The sequence below is a fragment of the Aeromonas sp. 3P genome (assembly GCF_051919745.1).
Taxonomy (GTDB): Bacteria; Pseudomonadota; Gammaproteobacteria; order Enterobacterales; family Aeromonadaceae; genus Aeromonas; species Aeromonas veronii.
In genome coordinates this window covers 1069890-1085225 of sequence record NZ_JBQBED010000001.1, presented here as the reverse complement: position 1 = coordinate 1085225, position 15336 = coordinate 1069890, and the positions used below count along the sequence as shown (strand labels likewise).

Here is a 15336-nt window from a genome sequence, read left to right as displayed (position 1 = left end):
AGGCAAAAAAATAGCCCAGTCGTTTGACTGGGCTATTCTCGGGGAAAATGGTCGGTGTGAGAGGATTCGAACCTCCGACCCTCTACACCCCATGCAGATGCGCTACCTGGCTGCGCTACACACCGACGGAGTCAGACTCGGCTGACGGGGAGGAAGTCTAATAGCATGGCCAAACGGGTGCAACTCCTTTTTTATCATAGAGATGCTGATTGCTTCTTTATTGCTCAGTCGGGATGCGGCTTGGGTCTGACGTGCAGATTTGGCATAATCGCCGCCCTGTCACCGCGAGCTCTCATGCCTGCTATCTATGGAATTATCTGACAGATGTGGATAGCTGGAATGCAAACAGCACAATTGAACAATATAAAGAGGGGATGGGCGTGAAACCATCAGAGGTCCCAGAGACACCGAGTCAAACCGAGCAGGACGAACAGTGGATGCGCCATGCCATGGCATTGGCCGCCCGGGCCGAAGGGATTGGCGAGATCCCGGTCGGTGCCGTACTGGTGCTGGATGGTCAGGCGGTGGGAGAGGGGTGGAACCGCTCCATCAGCGAACACGATGCCTGTGCCCATGCCGAGGTGATGGCAATCCGGGCGGCGGGCAAGCAGCTGGCGAACTACCGCCTGCTCGACACCACTCTTTATGTGACGCTGGAGCCCTGCTGTATGTGTGCCGGTGCGCTGATCCATAGCCGGGTCAAGCGGGTGGTTTACGGCGCCCGAGATCTCAAGACCGGTGCCGCGGGGTCGGTGTTCGAGATCTTGCAGGACCCGCGCCACAACCACAGTGTCGAGCTGACCGGTGGTGTGCTGGCCGATGCCTGCTCGGCTCAGTTGTCGGCCTTCTTCAAGCGCCGCCGCGCCGAGAAAAAGGCGGCCAAACTGGCGTTGCAACAATCAAACGATACCCTTTCCTGAATCATTCGGGGGCAGCGCAGGCTGCCCTTGCTGATCACCATCATAAATATCCCTTTATAAACAATATATTGCGTTCACCCGCCTTCGAAAGGATCCCCGCTCATTTTTCCGCTAACAACCTCTGTTAAAGCGTTCTCGATGTAACAAAACTGTCATGCAACCGCCATATAATGCCGCGAAGCCTAGCTTACATTGAGGTCTTGCATGTCATCGGAATCGTTAAACCTGGTCATGGCGGGCAGTAGAAAACGCCGGATCAAGGATAAATTGGCCAAATATGGCGTCACCACAGGCGGAGCCCTGGTACTGGTGGCGCTGCTGCTTATCTTCTTTTATCTGCTCTATGTGGTGAAACCCATCTTCAATGGCGCCTCCATGGAGCCGACCGCCTCGTTTACCCTGCCTGCCGCAGGGAAGACCGCCTGGCTCGGCGTGGAAGAGCAGAACGAGATCGGCTATCGCTTCAGCGATAAAGGGCAGGTCAACTTCTTTGCGGTGCAGGGAGATGACAAGATCAAGGTCGGCCAGTCACTGGGTCAGGCCCAGGTTGCTGGTGACATCACCACGGTAGCGACCCCGGCTCCTGGTCAGCGGCTGATCGCCTACGGCTTTGCCGATGGCAAGGCGCAGATCGTCCAGCCAGCGTTCAAGGTCTCCTATCCCAACGATGTGCGGGTGATTGAACCCAGCCTGCAATATCCCTTCGGCGAAGAGCCTGTGGTGATCGACCCGCAAGGGAAGGCGCTGCAACTGATGGTGTTCGAAGCCACCAAGGACAAGATGGCGACCGCCGCCGTGACCGAAGATGGTCGTGGCGTGATGACGGTGATGAGCGGTGAGGAGAACTTCATCTCCGGGGAGATTGAGTGGAGCAGTGAAAACTACACGATTCCCTCCCTGCCGCGCCATGTGGATCAGATGTTGCTGACCCCCAATCTGCGGATCCTGTTCGTGCGCGAGGGCAATCGCCTCTCCGTCTATGACATTCATAACCTGAGCGAAATCTCCCTGCGCAACGTGCTGGAGATCAATGCCCCCAACGCCAATGTGACCCGGGTTCAGCTGCTCTCCGGCGCCTCTTCACTGCTGGTGGGTAATGACAACGGTGTGATTTCTCAGTGGTTCGAAGTGGCGAAGGATGGCAAACGCCAGTTCACCCAAATTCGTGACTTCAAGGGTGATGGCGCGGTAGATCTGCTGACTCCCGAGCACTTTCGCAAAGGCTTCATCAGTGCCGACAAGGACGGCATCATCAGCTTCTTCCACGCCACCGGCGAGACCAAGCTGTTGACCGAGACGGTGGAAGGGGGCGAACTCTCTGCTCTGGCCATCTCCCCCCGTCACAACCTGCTGCTGATGCAGCAAGGGAATACCTTCAAGCTCTTCTCGGTGGAGAACGAGCACCCCGAAGTGACCTGGTCTGCCCTCTGGCAACAGGTGTGGTACGAAGGCTATCCGGAGCCCCAGTATGTGTGGCAATCCACCTCCGCCAGCAATGACTTTGAAGCCAAGCTGAGTTTGGTGCCGCTGGTATTCGGTACGCTGAAAGCCTCTTTCTACGCCATGGTGTTTGCTGTGCCGCTCGGCGTGGCCGGTGCCATCTATACCGCCTACTTCATGTCGGCGGGGCTGCGCAAATACGTCAAGCCGACGGTCGAGATCATGGCGGCGCTGCCGACCGTTATCCTGGGCTTCCTGGCGGGTCTGTGGTTGGCGCCGATCATCGAGGGGGCGCTGCCCGGGGTGATCCTGCTACTGGTATTGCTGCCGATGGGGATGCTGCTGACTGCACTGCTCTGGAACTATCTGCCGGAGCGCGGCAAGTCCTTGCTGCCGGAGGGGTGGCACGCCATCCTGCTGATCCCGGTGCTGCTGCTGATTGGCTGGGGGGCCTTCGCCCTGAGCCCGCTCATCGAGAATGCTTTTATGCACGGCGATTCGCGCATCTGGCTGACTCACGAAATGGGCATCAAGTTTGACCAGCGCAACTCGCTGGTGGTCGGTATCGCCATGGGCTTTGCGGTCATCCCCACCATCTTCTCCATCGCTGAAGATGCGGTCTTCTCGGTGCCCAAGCACCTGACCCAAGGCTCGCTGGCGCTGGGGGCCACCCCGTGGCAGACCCTGAGCCGGGTGGTGATCCTCACCGCGAGCCCGGGCATCTTCTCTGCGGTGATGATGGGCCTCGGCCGCGCCGTGGGCGAGACCATGATCGTGCTGATGGCTACCGGCAACACCCCCATCATGGACTTCTCCATGTTCCAGGGGCTGCGCACCCTCGCCGCCAACATCGCGGTGGAGATGCCGGAATCGGAAGTGGGCAGTTCCCACTATCGGGTACTGTTCCTCGCGGCCTTCGTCCTGTTTGTGTTCACCTTTTTGTTCAACACCCTGGCCGAGTTTGTCCGTCAGCGGTTGCGTGAAAAATACAGCTCGATGTAAGGGGCGACTCTGTAATGGACAAGGAATCGACAATGGGTAAGTGGTTTAAATCAGGGGCCCCCTGGATCTGGATGACCGGCGGTGCCGTCAGCCTGAGTCTGGTGGCGGTACTGGGTCTGCTGCTGCTGATCGGCTGGCGTGGTCTGGTCTACTTCTGGCCGCACCCCATCTATGAGTGGCAGCTGGAAGACGCCAGCGGCAACAAGAGCGTACTGATCGGCGAGATCAACGATCGCGAGCAGGTACCGGTGGAGCGACTGCGCGCTGCAGGTCTGCCATTGGAAGGGGAAGAGCGCGAGCTGCTGACCCGCTATCTGGTCAAGACCGGCAACCGTGAGTTCGTTGACCTCGATTTTCGCTGGGTGCTGGAGACGGACATCAAGTCCCAGAGTCAGCCGGCTGAGCTGGCCATGGTTGAGCGTGCCACCAACGGCAACTTCTATGGCTATATCGTCGGGGTGAAAGAGGATGGCCGCGAGCTCACCTCTGATCTGCATCCTGCCCTGCAGCGGGTGCTGGCGCGAGCCAATGCCCTTTCAGAACAGGCCAACGATCTGCAAAAAGGGGACATCGGCAGCATCAACTATCAACTGGAGCGGCTGCGCCTGAAAGAGCGCAAGGCCGAGTTGGATGACAAGCTGACCGAGCAGCTCAAAGCCGAACTGGCCAGCGAGCGTCAGGCTCTCAACGATCGCTATCAGGTGCTGGAAAAAGAGCTCTTCTCCTTGCGTAGCCAAGCGGACCGCGACGCCATTACCGTCAAGGATATGCGTGGCGAGCTGGTGACCATGCCGATGTCCAAGGTACTGGACGTGGTATGGCCCAACGACATGAGCCTGCTTGCCAAGGTGGGTCACTGGTTCCACCAGATCGGCAAGTTCGTCTCTGACGATCCCCGTGAAGCCAACACCGAGGGCGGGGTGTTCCCGGCTATCTTCGGCACTGTGTTCATGGTCTTCCTGATGGCGATCATCGTGACCCCGCTGGGGGTGGTGGCGGCAGTCTACCTGCACGAATACGCGGGCAAGAACAGTCTGACCAAGATCATCCGCATTGCGGTGATCAACCTGGCGGGCGTGCCTTCCATCGTCTACGGCGTGTTTGGTCTGGGCTTCTTCGTTTACACCCTGGGGGGCAGCATCGACCGCCTCTTCTACCCGGAAGCGCTGCCGAGCCCCACCTTTGGCTCACCCGGCGTGATCTGGTCGGCGCTGACCCTGGCTATCCTGACCCTGCCGGTGGTGATTGTCTCCACCGAAGAGGGGCTGGCGCGGATCCCGAGCACCATCCGTCAGGGCTCGCTGGCACTGGGTGCCACCCAGGCCGAGACCCTGTGGCGCATCGTGCTGCCGATGGCGAGCCCGGCCATCATGACCGGCCTTATTCTGGCGATTGCCCGTGCAGCCGGTGAAGTGGCGCCGCTGATGCTGGTGGGGGTGGTGAAACTGGCGCCGACCCTGCCGATGGATGGCAACTTCCCGTATCTGCATGTGGAGCGCAAGTTCATGCACCTGGGCTTCCACATCTATGACGTCGGCTTCCAGAGCCCCAACGTCGAAGCGGCCCGCCCGCTGGTCTACGCCACCTCCTTCCTGCTGGTGACGGTGATCGTGGGTCTGAACCTGACCGCTATCGGTATTCGTAACCACTTGCGCGAGAAATTCCGGTCGCTGGAGCATTAATCCGGCGCCGCTTGAGTGATACAAGAGTGAGATAACAGAGGGGCGGCCGAGCGCGAGCCGCCATCTCTCTGCACCAATACGTGAGGGTCGCCGGCAGCAGTTCGGCCACTCCAGATAGATTTTGAGGTAACAGATGATCAACGTAACGACCACGTCTACCCAGCACACCGCGCTGGACCTGCTCAACCTGACCCCGGAGCAGACCGCACTGGAGGTGAAGGATCTCAACCTGTACTACGGCAGCAAGCAGGCGTTGTTCAACGTCAACATGAAGATCCCCAAAGGGCAGGTGACCGCCTTTATCGGCCCGTCAGGCTGTGGCAAATCGACCCTGCTGCGCTGCATCAACCGGATGAACGATCTGGTGGAGATCTGCCGCATCGAGGGGGAAATCCAGCTGCACGGCCACAACATCTATGACAAGAGCGTCGATGTTTCCGCCCTGCGCCGTCAGGTGGGCATGGTGTTCCAGCGCCCGAACCCGTTTCCCAAGTCCATCTACGAGAACGTGGTTTATGGTCTGCGCCTGCAGGGGATCAACGATCGTCGCACTCTGGATGAAGCGGCCGAGCGCTCCCTGCGCGGTGCGGCCTTGTGGGACGAGGTGAAGGATCGTCTGCACGACAACGCCTTCGGTCTCTCTGGTGGTCAGCAGCAGCGTCTGGTGATTGCCCGCGCCATTGCCATCGAGCCGGAAGTGTTGCTGCTCGATGAGCCGACCTCGGCGCTCGACCCCATCTCCACCCTCACCATCGAGGAGCTGATCAACGAGCTCAAGAGCCAGTTCACCGTGGTGATCGTGACCCACAACATGCAACAGGCTGCGCGAGTGTCGGATCAGACCGCCTTCATGTATATGGGCGAGCTTATCGAGTACTCGGATACCAACACCATTTTCACCACCCCGGCCAAGAAAAAAACCGAAGATTACATTACCGGTCGTTACGGCTAAGGAGAGGAGAGGATGAATCTCAGCAAACAGATTGGCAGTCGGTTCAACGGCTAAGGCATAATCGGAGCAATCAAGGATTATTTGTATGGACAATATGAACCTCAATAAACACATCTCCGGTCAGTTCAATGCCGAGCTAGAGAGCGTGCGCAACCAGGTGTTGGTGATGGGCGGTCTGGTAGAGCAGCAGCTCACCGACGCCATTGCGGCGATCCACGATCAGGATCTCGATGCGGCGCGCAAGATCGTGGCCAACGACCACAAGGTCAACGCGATGGAAGTGGCGATCGACGAGGAGTGCACCCGCATCATCGCCAAGCGTCAGCCGACTGCCTCCGACCTACGACTGGTGATGGCCATCATCAAGACCATCACCGATCTGGAGCGCATTGGCGATGTGGCCGACAAGATCGCCCGCATGCTGACCGACAACGCCAACAAGCCGCAGCCGCCGCTGGTGTCGCTGGAGAACATGGGCCGTCGTACTATCAAGATGCTGCACGATGTGCTCGACGCCTTCGCCCGCATGGATCTGGATGCGGCGCTGGCGGTCTACAAGGAAGATGACAAGGTAGACCGCGAGTACGAGTCCATCATTCGCGAGCTGATGACCTACATGATGGAAGATCCCCGCACCATCCCCCAGGTGCTCAACGTGCTGTGGGCGGCGCGGGCCATCGAGCGGGTCGGCGATCGTTGCCAGCACATCTGCGAGTACATTGTCTACTACGTGAAAGGCAAGGATGTGCGCCACACCAAGGCGGACGATCTGGGCACCTTGCTGGGCAAGGGCTAACCGGAAGTGAATAAAAAGGCGCGTGAAGCGCCTTTTTTGTTGCATAACTGGTCGGAGTAAGATAAAGCCCCCAACTGGCTGTTTTCTGATAGAATACTCCCCCTGTGTGAGTCCCGGATGGGCTCACGGTCCGGTCTCCCGGGCCCAGTTTGCCGTCTTGTGCTAAGGCGGGTGTAGCAATAGGTTAATCATGAGTTTTGCCGATAGTTTGTTCTTTTTAATGCTGCTTGTTGGCGGCAGTGTGTTCTTCTCCCTCTCCGAGATCTCTCTCGCCGCGTCTCGCAAAATCAAATTGCAGGTGATGGCGGATGAAGGTAATCGCCAGGCCGAAAAGGTGCTGGCCCTGCAGGCCCAGCCGGGCAACTTTTTCACCGTGGTGCAGATTGGCCTCAATACCGTCGCCATTCTGGGTGGTATCCTGGGTGAGTCTGCCCTCAACCCCGCCATCAAGGGGATTGTCTCCCAGTTCTACCAGGGCCCCTGGCTTGGCGAGATCAGCTCCGGTGCCTCCTTCGTGTTCGTCACCGGCATGTTTATCCTGATCGCCGACCTGATGCCCAAGCGTCTGGCCATGACCATGCCCGAGCAGATTGCCGTGGTGGTGGTGCGCCCCATGCTCTTCTTCGTCACCGTGTTGATGCCGCTGGTGTGGGTCTTCAACGGATTGGCCAACTCCCTGTTCCGTCTGATGCGCGTCTCCACGGTGCGTAACGACGAGATCACCTCCGACGATATCTATGCGGTGATGGATGCCGGTGCCGAGGCGGGGGTTATCCAGCGCGAGGAGCATCAGCTCATCGAGAACGTATTCGAGTTGCAGTCCCTTGGCGTCACCTCCGCCATGACGGCCCGCGAGAGCCTGATCTATTTCACCCTGCAAGAGAGTGAAGAGAGCATCAAGGCGAAGATCGCCGAACATCCCCACAACAAGTTTCTGGTCTGTGACCACAACCTCGACAGCATCAAGGGCTTTGTCGATGCCAAAGAGTTGCTGATCCGCGTTATCGGCGGCCAGAGCATCGACCTGATCGGTGGCAACCTGGTGCAGAACGTCATCATCATCCCCGATACCCTGAACCTCTATGAGGCGATGGAGTACTTCAAGAATCATCGTGGCGACTTTGCCGTGGTGATGAACGAGTACGCGCTGGTGGTGGGGATTGTCACCATGAATGACCTGATGAGCACCGTCATGGGCGAGTGGGCGACCCACGTGGTGGAAGAGCAGATCGTCCAGCGCGACGAGAACTCCTGGCTGGTGGACGGGGTCACCCCCATCTCCGACGTGATGCGCGCCTTCGATATCGAAGAGTTCCCCGAGAACCAGAACTACGAGACCATCGCCGGCTTTATCATGTATATGCTGCGCAAGATCCCCAAGCGCACTGACTCGGTCAAATACGCCGGTTACAAGTTCGAAGTGGTCGATATCGACAGTTACAAGATTGATCAGCTGCTGGTTACCCGGGTCGAACCGGCTGTGGCCGAGAAGCCAGCTCAGGAATCGTAAAAGGAGCGACATAAGAGTCATGAAGATGCAGTCTCATTCCCGTGCGCTGGCCTGTGTCGCGCTCGCCCTGGCACTGGGTGCCTGTAGTCAGAGCGCGCCGCGCAAAGCCACAGTGGCAGCCAAGCCGGTAACCCCCAAGCCTGCCGTGGTCGTGCCGCAGCCGGATCCCGATGCGGTGGTACAAAGCGGCATGGCAGAGCCGAGCCCGGTCTTTGATGAGCAGTATCATGGCCCGGATCAGGGGTCACTGGAGTCGGTGACCGCCCTGTTTGCTCGTGGCTACATCGAGTCCGCCATGCGCGAGACCATGCTGGCAGCGGTGCACAACGACTATCCGCTGCTCGGCATGCGGGATGTGCGGTTGACCGATCCGGTCTCCAAATTCCTCACCTCCGAGCATGCGGCCACCACGGCCCATGACTACCTCTATGCGGGTGTGCAGCGTCGCCTCGGTCGTCCGCTCAGCCCTGTCCAGTGGGAGCAGATCTGGCGTGGCCTGCCGCAGCAGGGGCGGGTCTCCGACTGGGTCAAACAGATCAAGCGCGTACTGGCCGGGCGTTAAGCTGCCAGCGGATCAAGATAGTGATGAGGCCACCTTCGGGTGGCCTCTTGCATTTCTGCATTTGCCTCGCCGTTTGCACGCTGATTTCTGCTGATACAGATTGCCGCCCGTGGCACTTTGTTTTATCTTGCTTTGGCCATCTAAACATCTATATGTTTTTATGGCTGAATAATAAAAGGGCTTCCCAGGATGAAGCGGGACGATCTGCAGCGATTCGATGCGAAACCGCAGATCAACAAAACAAACAGATAAATACGCAAATAAACAACGCATATAACAAAGAGACACGACAGATGAAAACCAGGGAATTGTGGGTGCTGGATGGGGGCATGGGGCGCGAGTTGGCACGGCGGGGGGCACCGTTTCGTCAACCCGAGTGGTCGGCGCTGGCCTTGATGGAGGCGCCAGAGACGGTGCGTGACGTGCATCAGGCCTATGTGGCTAGCGGGGCCCGGGTCATCACCACCAACAGCTATGCGCTGGTGCCGTTTCATATCGGCGATGAGCGTTTCTTTGCCGACGGGGAGGGGTTGGCAGCGCTGGCTGGTCAGCTGGCCCGTGAGGTGGCTGACGAGCAGAAGGGCGCCGTGCAGGTGGCGGGTTCTCTGCCACCGCTGTTTGGCTCCTACCGTGCCGACCTGTTCAAGGCGGACCGGGTGAGCGAGTTGGCGATGCCGCTTATCCGGGCGCTATCTCCCCATGTGGATATCTGGCTGGCCGAGACCATGAGCCTGATTGCCGAACCAGTGGCCCTGAAAGCGCTATTGCCTGATGACGGCAAGCCGTTCTGGGTCTCCTTCACGCTGGAAGATGAGGCGCCTGGCAACGAACCGCGACTGCGTTCCGGCGAGCGGGTGGCTGATGCGGTGACCACGTTAGTGGCGGCCGGGGTCGATGCCATCCTGTTCAACTGCTGTCAGCCCGAGGTGATCGAGGGGGCCCTCGAGGTTGCCCGCACCCGATTGCAGGCGCTGGGCCGCGCAGACATTCGCCTCGGTGCTTACGCCAACGCCTTCCCGCCGCAACCCAAAGAGGCCACCGCCAACGATGGGTTGGACGAGATCCGCGCCGATCTGGGGCCGCTGGATTATCTCGGCTGGGCCGAGCGCTGGCGTGCGGCCGGGGCGAACCTCATCGGCGGCTGCTGTGGCATCGGCCCCGAGCATATTCAGGCGCTGAGCAGCCGGTTGCGCTAAGGAGCTTCCATGAAAGAGAGCAAGATTGGGCTCTGGTCCCTCACCGCGCTGGTGTTCAGCTCCATGGTGGGGGCGGGGATCTTTAGCCTGCCCCAGAACATGGCCGAGGTGGCAGGCGCCCGCGCCGTGCTGATCGGCTGGGGCGTGACGGGGGTGGGCATCCTGGCGCTCGCCATGAGTTTTCTCTATCTGTCGCGACTCAGACCGGATCTCGACGGCGGCATCTACAGCTACGCCCGCGCCGGTTTTGGCGATCTGGTGGGCTTCTTCTCCGCATGGGGCTACTGGCTCTGCGCCACCATCGGCGTGGTGGGTTATCTGGTGATCGCCTTTGCGGCGCTGGGCAGCTTTATCGACACCCCCGAGCAGGTCTGGTTTGGTGAGGGCAACACTTTGGCAGCGTTTGTCGGCGAGTCCTGCATCCTCTGGGCGGTGCACCTGCTGGTGGCCCGCGGCGTGCAGCAGGCGGCGCTATTCAATCTGGTGGCGACCCTGGCCAAGAGCCTGCCGCTGCTGCTGTTTATTCTGTTTGCCTGTTACTGGTTCGATCCGGTCACCTTCGCGGCGGATCAGCAGGGCAGTAGCCTGGCGGTGCCGGTTTCCGAGCAGGTGCGCAATACCATGCTCATCACCCTCTGGGTCTTTACCGGTATCGAGGGGGCCGCGGTGCTGTCGGCCCGCGCCCGAAACCGGCGGGATGTGGGCACGGCCACCGTACTGGGGGTCGTGTTGGCACTGCTGCTCTATATGCTTATCTCGGTGCTGGCGCTCGGAATATTGAGCCGACCCGAGCTGGCGGCGCTGCCCAACCCCTCCATGGCAGGGCTGATGGCCCAGATGACCGGCTCCTGGGGCAAGCTGCTCATCAGCGTCGGCCTTATCGTCTCTGTGCTTGCCTCCTACGTGAGCTGGACCCTCTTCTCGGCCGAGGTGCCGTTCAGCGCAGCCCGCCACGGCGCGTTTCCCGCCATCTTCCGGCGCCAGAACCGTAATGGGACGCCTATCGCATCGCTCTGGCTCACCAGCCTGACGGTGCAGACTTGCCTGCTGCTGGTGTGGCTGCTCGGCAAGGGCTACACCAGCCTGCTGCTTATCTCTACCTCGATGATTTTGGTGCCCTACCTGCTGATCGGCCTGTTTTTGCTCAAGCTCTCGTTCAGCAAGAAGGGTGAGGGCGGGCAGGGCCGAGGCCTGATGCGGGCGGTAGCGCTGGTATCGAGTTGTTACGGTTTCTGGCTGCTCTATGCTGCCGGGGTGGAGTATCTGCTGCTCTCCTTGCTGCTCTACGGGCCGGGTCTGCTGCTGTTTCTCTACAGCCGCCGTCAGCTGGGCGCAGATCTTTGCCTGAGTGGTCGCGAACGGCTGTTGGCCGGAGTGACCTTGCTGAGCCAGATCCCCGCCGTCTGGTCGTTCGCCCATCTCTGACATCGAAGATGTGATTGACCATAAAAGAGAGCGCCACAGTGGCGCTCTCTTGTTATCAGGGATTGGTTATCAGAGGCTTGCTATCCGGAGTTTGTTATTCGATGCGAAGGCTCAACGGCTGGCAGGCCCGGCCGGTTTGCCAAACAGCACCGCGAGTTTTTGTCGCCATGGCAGGCCACGGGCGTCACGCAGCATGTCGCGCCACTCATGGAAGGTGAGAGTGAGGGGGTTGAAGCTGTGGATCGGCTTGGTGATGCCAAAGCGACACGGCTCGGCCGGATCCTCCTCGACAAAGGTACCAAACAGCCGATCCCAGATGATCAGCACCCCGGCGAAGTTGCGGTCTATGTACTTGGCATTGCTAGCGTGGTGCACCCTGTGGTGGGAGGGGGTGTTGAAGATCCACTCAAGCCAGCCGAGCTTGCCCACCACCTGGGTGTGGACGAAAAACTGGAAGCCCAGACTCAATAGCACGGTGGCGACCACTGCCTCGGGCGGGAAGCCGATGACAATCATCGGGATCCAGAACAGCCACATGCCGGAGATGGGATACATCAGGCTCTGGCGAAAAGCGGTGGAGAGGTTGAGCCGCTCCGAGCTGTGATGCACCACGTGGGAGGCCCACAGCCAGCGGACATGGTGGCTGGTGAAGTGGAACAGCCAGTAACAGAGATCCTGCAACAGGAACAGCAGCAATACGCTCCAGAAGGTGAGGTCGATGTCGAACAGTCGCCAGCCCCAGAGGGTGTCATACAGATAAGCAATGGCGATGGCCGCCAGCGCATCGCCCCCCTGGTGCATCAGGGCTAGGGCTGCGTTGGCGAACAGATCCCGCCACTGGTAGGTGGCGGTTGGAAAGGCAGCGCCATGTTTGCGCAGGTAGAGCATCTCCCAGCCGACAAAGGCCAGAAAAATCGGGGAGAGGTAGAGCAGAAGCAGTTGCACATCCATATGCGACCATCCATTCAGAGCAATTGCTCTCCAGCATAAAGGATGGTTTTAATATTTCATTAACATTTTTCAGCCAACGAAGAGATGGCATGAAAAATGGCGCACCAGCAGAGGAAGGCGCGGCGGATGGCTATGCTTGATGCAGGCTTTTTCAGGAGGTGCTGGCTTATGCGCGTCTGGTGTTGCTTGTTGCTGGGGTTGTGCATGATGGCGCACGCCAAGACCCGGGTCGAGATCCTGGCGGATGCCGCCTATCCCCCCTACTCCTGGCAGGAGGGGGAGGAGGTCAGGGGGATCTATGCCGACATCATCCGCGAGGTGACCTCTGCCATGCCTGACTATGAGGTGGTGCTCAAGCCCATGCCGTGGCGGCGCGGTCTGAGCATGGTGGAACAGGGGACAGCCTTCGCCATTTTTCCACCCTACTACATGCCCGATACCCGCCCTTACATGTGGCCCTACTCCCAGCCGATGCTGGATGAAGAGCTGGTGGTGATGTGCGGCGCCAGTGTGGCGGCCAATACCCCGCAGGCCAGGTTTCCGCTCGACTATCATGGTTTGCGCTTTGGCATGAACGCCGGTTTTGCCGTCGGCGGCGATGCCTTTTGGCAGGCGGTAAAAGAGAAGCAGATCGACGTGGAGGAGGTGAAAAGCAATCGGGAGAACCTGCTCAAGATTGTCCGCGGCCGGGTCGATTGCACCATCAATGATCGTCTCTCCCTGCTCTATGAGTTGCTCAATATGATAAAGGCCGATCAGCTGGCGGTGGCCGATATGTCCTTGCTCAAACAGGGTCCGGTGCTCAGCAAGGAGCAGGGGTTTCTCGGCTATAGCCGCAAGGGGGAGTACCCCTACAAACAGGCCTTTATCGACCAGTTTGACAAGGAGCTCTATCAGCTCAAAAAACGTGATGGGGTGAAAGTGATCGTAGAGCGCTATCTGGGAAAGTCCCCGCGCTGAGCCGATGAGATGGGCACTCGGGTTCAGCTGGGTTGAGTCTGCTCAGCGTGACACACAAGAAGAGGGACCTTGCGGTCCCTCTTCGTTTATCCAGCAGAGCATGTTGGCTACAGCACCTGACTCAGGAACTGGCGCAGACGCGGGGAGGGGGGATTGTCGAAGAAATCGGCCGGTTTTTCATCTACCAGCAGTTCGCCACTCTCCATAAAGAGCACCCGATCCGCCACCTCGCGGGCAAAGCCCATCTCGTGGGTCACCACCACCATGGTCATTCCTTCACGGGCCAGCCCCTTCATCACATCGAGCACTTCCCCCACCATTTCGGGGTCCAGCGCACTGGTGGGCTCGTCAAACAGCATGATGCGTGGCTGCATGGCGAGCGCCCGGGCGATGGCCACCCGCTGTTGCTGACCGCCGGAGAGCTGGGAGGGGTAGCTCTTGGCCTTGTTGGATAGCCCTACTTTCAATAGCAGGGCTTTGGCGCGATCTTCGGCCTCTTTGCGCGATAGCCCCCGCACCTTCTGCGGGGCGAGACAGATGTTGTCCAGCACCGTCAGGTGGGGAAAGAGGTTGAAGGACTGGAACACCATGCCCACCTCTTCCCGCAGCTTGTTGACATCGCCCGGCTCGGTCAGGCTGATGCCATCGACCACGATATTGCCGTCGTTGATGGTCTCCAGCTGGTTGAGGGTGCGCAGGAAGGTGGACTTGCCCGAGCCGCTGGGGCCGACGATCACCACCACTTCCCCTTCGGCCACCTGGGTGCTGACATTTTTCAAGGCGTGCACTTCGCTGCCGTAGAACTTCTCTACGCCGGTCGCTTTGATGATGGGATCAGTTGCTGCGCGCATATTTCACCTCCAGAAAACGAACCGGGAAGGCGAAGGGGGTGCCGGTGATGGCAGCAATTCTCGACGCCTGTGGCACCTTGATGATGGGATCAGTTACTGCGTGCATATTTCACCTCGAGACGGCGTACCAGGAAAGAGAGGGTGCCGGTCAGCACCAGATAGAGCAAGGCCACGGTGAACCATACCTCGAACGGGCTGAAGGTGGAGCTCACCACCTCGCGCCCCGCCTTGGTCAGATCGGTGATGGAGATAACCGAGACCAGTGAGGAGTCCTTGATCAGGTTGATGAACTGGCCCGCCAGCGGTGGCAGTACCCGCTTGAACGCCTGCGGCAGGATGACGTAGCGCATGGTCTGGGCAGAGGTCATGCCCAGGCTGCGGCCCGCCTCCATCTGCCCCTTGTGGATGGAGCTGATACCGGCGCGGACGATCTCCGCCACATATGCACCGGTAAAGACCGCCAGCGCGGCGACCCCGGCGGTGAAGCGGTCGAGGTTCAGCACGGTGCCGATAAAGAAGTAGACGATGAAGATCTGTACCAGCAGCGGCGTGCCGCGGATCAGCTCCACATAGGTGATGGCCAGATTGCGCAGGGCCGGATTGGGGGAGAGGCGGGCCAGTCCGGCCAGGGTGCCAAGCAAAATGGCGAAGATGCCTGCTACCAGCGAGAGCTTGACGGTGACCCAGACGCCCCAGGCGATGGGGCCTGCGGTCCAGCTCAGTTGGGTGTCGAGGGTATCGCCACGAAAAACGGTATCCCCTTCGGCGACTTGTACGCCGGTACTAGCGATGGCTTGCCGCACATTGGGGTCGAGATCGTCTTGCAGGAACAGCTTGCCCTTCTCGGCCTCGCTGGTGCCCGCAATCACGGTGCCGTCAAATTCGGCGACATTCTTCTGCTCAGCCTGATAGGCGATGTATTGAGGAATGCGTTCCCAGCGCCAGGTGTAATCCACTGACTGGACAGCCTTATAGATGCCGAATACGGCAACCAGCAGCATCAGCAGGAAAACCCCATGCCAGAGTAGCTGATTGGGCTGTTTTTCCATCTGTCTTGTCGGTTTGGGTGTGTGCACAGTCACAACCTCT

Annotated in this window: 14 protein-coding genes and 1 tRNA gene; 10 read left to right on the top strand and 5 right to left on the bottom strand. The window is 59.5% G+C overall.

The window, feature by feature from the left end:
- Window positions 1-48 precede the first annotated feature (48 nt).
- Window positions 49-125: transfer RNA gene (locus ACTG19_RS04835), tRNA-Pro, on the bottom strand.
- 249 nt (window positions 126-374) lie between these two features.
- Between ACTG19_RS04835 and tadA the strand changes: the two genes are divergently transcribed.
- The 9 genes from tadA to ACTG19_RS04790 all read left to right on the top strand — a co-directional run bounded on the left by tadA (window position 375) and on the right by ACTG19_RS04790 (window position 11485).
- Window positions 375-920: a tRNA adenosine(34) deaminase TadA gene (gene tadA, locus ACTG19_RS04830; protein ID WP_265177488.1), complete on the top strand. Its 546-nt coding sequence runs from the start codon at window positions 375-377 to the stop codon at window positions 918-920.
- Between the two features lie 204 nt (window positions 921-1124).
- The gene (locus tag ACTG19_RS04825; protein ID WP_113738719.1) at window positions 1125-3362 is read left to right on the top strand and encodes an ABC transporter permease subunit; all 2238 of its coding nucleotides are present in this window, start codon (window positions 1125-1127) and stop codon (window positions 3360-3362) included.
- 32 nt (window positions 3363-3394) lie between these two features.
- Window positions 3395-5044 (top strand): phosphate ABC transporter permease PstA, encoded by a 1650-nt coding sequence (gene pstA, locus ACTG19_RS04820; protein WP_113738718.1) that lies wholly within the window; start codon window positions 3395-3397, stop codon window positions 5042-5044.
- 133 nt (window positions 5045-5177) lie between these two features.
- Window positions 5178-5996 (top strand): phosphate ABC transporter ATP-binding protein PstB, encoded by an 819-nt coding sequence (pstB, locus tag ACTG19_RS04815; protein ID WP_005334102.1) that lies wholly within the window; start codon window positions 5178-5180, stop codon window positions 5994-5996.
- An 85-nt stretch (window positions 5997-6081) separates the two neighbouring features.
- Window positions 6082-6792 carry a phosphate signaling complex protein PhoU gene (gene phoU / locus ACTG19_RS04810; protein ID WP_005334097.1) on the top strand — a complete coding sequence of 237 codons (711 nt, stop codon included), beginning with the start codon at window positions 6082-6084 and terminating at the stop codon, window positions 6790-6792.
- A gap of 190 nt (window positions 6793-6982) precedes the next feature.
- The gene (locus tag ACTG19_RS04805; protein WP_005334094.1) at window positions 6983-8302 is read left to right on the top strand and encodes a hemolysin family protein; all 1320 of its coding nucleotides are present in this window, start codon (window positions 6983-6985) and stop codon (window positions 8300-8302) included.
- Window positions 8303-8321: 19 nt separating this feature from the next.
- On the top strand, window positions 8322-8864 hold the full coding sequence (locus ACTG19_RS04800) for a hypothetical protein (protein WP_240533589.1): 543 nt from the start codon (window positions 8322-8324) through the stop codon (window positions 8862-8864).
- A 293-nt stretch (window positions 8865-9157) separates the two neighbouring features.
- Window positions 9158-10060, top strand: coding sequence for a homocysteine S-methyltransferase family protein (locus tag ACTG19_RS04795; protein ID WP_101529440.1), 903 nt, complete (start codon window positions 9158-9160; stop codon window positions 10058-10060).
- Window positions 10061-10069: 9 nt separating this feature from the next.
- On the top strand, window positions 10070-11485 hold the full coding sequence (locus ACTG19_RS04790; RefSeq protein ID WP_429150507.1) for a basic amino acid/polyamine antiporter: 1416 nt from the start codon (window positions 10070-10072) through the stop codon (window positions 11483-11485).
- A gap of 111 nt (window positions 11486-11596) precedes the next feature.
- On the opposite strand, the gene ACTG19_RS04785 is transcribed toward ACTG19_RS04790, so the two are convergent.
- Entirely contained in the window at window positions 11597-12436 is an 840-nt protein-coding gene (locus tag ACTG19_RS04785) for a sterol desaturase family protein (RefSeq protein WP_439988811.1), read from the bottom strand.
- A gap of 168 nt (window positions 12437-12604) precedes the next feature.
- On the opposite strand from ACTG19_RS04785, the gene ACTG19_RS04780 reads away from it, so the two are divergent.
- Entirely contained in the window at window positions 12605-13396 is a 792-nt protein-coding gene (locus ACTG19_RS04780; protein ID WP_005334089.1) for a substrate-binding periplasmic protein, read from the top strand.
- A 107-nt stretch (window positions 13397-13503) separates the two neighbouring features.
- Here the strand turns inward: ACTG19_RS04780 and ACTG19_RS04775 are convergent, their stop codons facing one another.
- From ACTG19_RS04775 to ACTG19_RS04765, 3 genes are read right to left on the bottom strand one after another with little or no spacing between them, the layout of a single operon-like run.
- Window positions 13504-14247, bottom strand: a complete 744-nt coding sequence (locus tag ACTG19_RS04775; protein ID WP_368170690.1) for an amino acid ABC transporter ATP-binding protein — start codon at window positions 14245-14247, stop codon at window positions 13504-13506.
- Window positions 14231-14353, bottom strand: coding sequence for a hypothetical protein (locus ACTG19_RS04770; RefSeq protein WP_272865837.1), 123 nt, complete (start codon window positions 14351-14353; stop codon window positions 14231-14233). The genes ACTG19_RS04775 and ACTG19_RS04770 overlap by 17 nt, the downstream gene beginning before the upstream one ends.
- Window positions 14337-15296: an amino acid ABC transporter permease gene (locus tag ACTG19_RS04765; protein WP_113738714.1), complete on the bottom strand. Its 960-nt coding sequence runs from the start codon at window positions 15294-15296 to the stop codon at window positions 14337-14339. The genes ACTG19_RS04770 and ACTG19_RS04765 overlap by 17 nt, the downstream gene beginning before the upstream one ends.
- Window positions 15297-15336 lie beyond the last annotated feature (40 nt).

Coding starts and splice junctions, on each gene's coding strand:
- pstB (WP_005334102.1), top strand. CDS start 5,178: ATGATCAACGTAACGACCACGTCTACCCAGCACACCGCGCTGGACCTG.
- ACTG19_RS04825 (WP_113738719.1), top strand. CDS start 1,125: ATGTCATCGGAATCGTTAAACCTGGTCATGGCGGGCAGTAGAAAACGC.
- ACTG19_RS04785 (WP_439988811.1), bottom strand. CDS start 12,436: ATGGATGTGCAACTGCTTCTGCTCTACCTCTCCCCGATTTTTCTGGCC.
- ACTG19_RS04795 (WP_101529440.1), top strand. CDS start 9,158: ATGAAAACCAGGGAATTGTGGGTGCTGGATGGGGGCATGGGGCGCGAG.
- pstA (WP_113738718.1), top strand. CDS start 3,395: ATGGGTAAGTGGTTTAAATCAGGGGCCCCCTGGATCTGGATGACCGGC.
- ACTG19_RS04805 (WP_005334094.1), top strand. CDS start 6,983: ATGAGTTTTGCCGATAGTTTGTTCTTTTTAATGCTGCTTGTTGGCGGC.
- phoU (WP_005334097.1), top strand. CDS start 6,082: ATGGACAATATGAACCTCAATAAACACATCTCCGGTCAGTTCAATGCC.
- ACTG19_RS04765 (WP_113738714.1), bottom strand. CDS start 15,296: ATGGAAAAACAGCCCAATCAGCTACTCTGGCATGGGGTTTTCCTGCTG.
- ACTG19_RS04800 (WP_240533589.1), top strand. CDS start 8,322: ATGAAGATGCAGTCTCATTCCCGTGCGCTGGCCTGTGTCGCGCTCGCC.
- ACTG19_RS04770 (WP_272865837.1), bottom strand. CDS start 14,353: ATGCACGCAGTAACTGATCCCATCATCAAGGTGCCACAGGCGTCGAGA.
- tadA (WP_265177488.1), top strand. CDS start 375: ATGGGCGTGAAACCATCAGAGGTCCCAGAGACACCGAGTCAAACCGAG.
- ACTG19_RS04775 (WP_368170690.1), bottom strand. CDS start 14,247: ATGCGCGCAGCAACTGATCCCATCATCAAAGCGACCGGCGTAGAGAAG.
- ACTG19_RS04780 (WP_005334089.1), top strand. CDS start 12,605: ATGCGCGTCTGGTGTTGCTTGTTGCTGGGGTTGTGCATGATGGCGCAC.
- ACTG19_RS04790 (WP_429150507.1), top strand. CDS start 10,070: ATGAAAGAGAGCAAGATTGGGCTCTGGTCCCTCACCGCGCTGGTGTTC.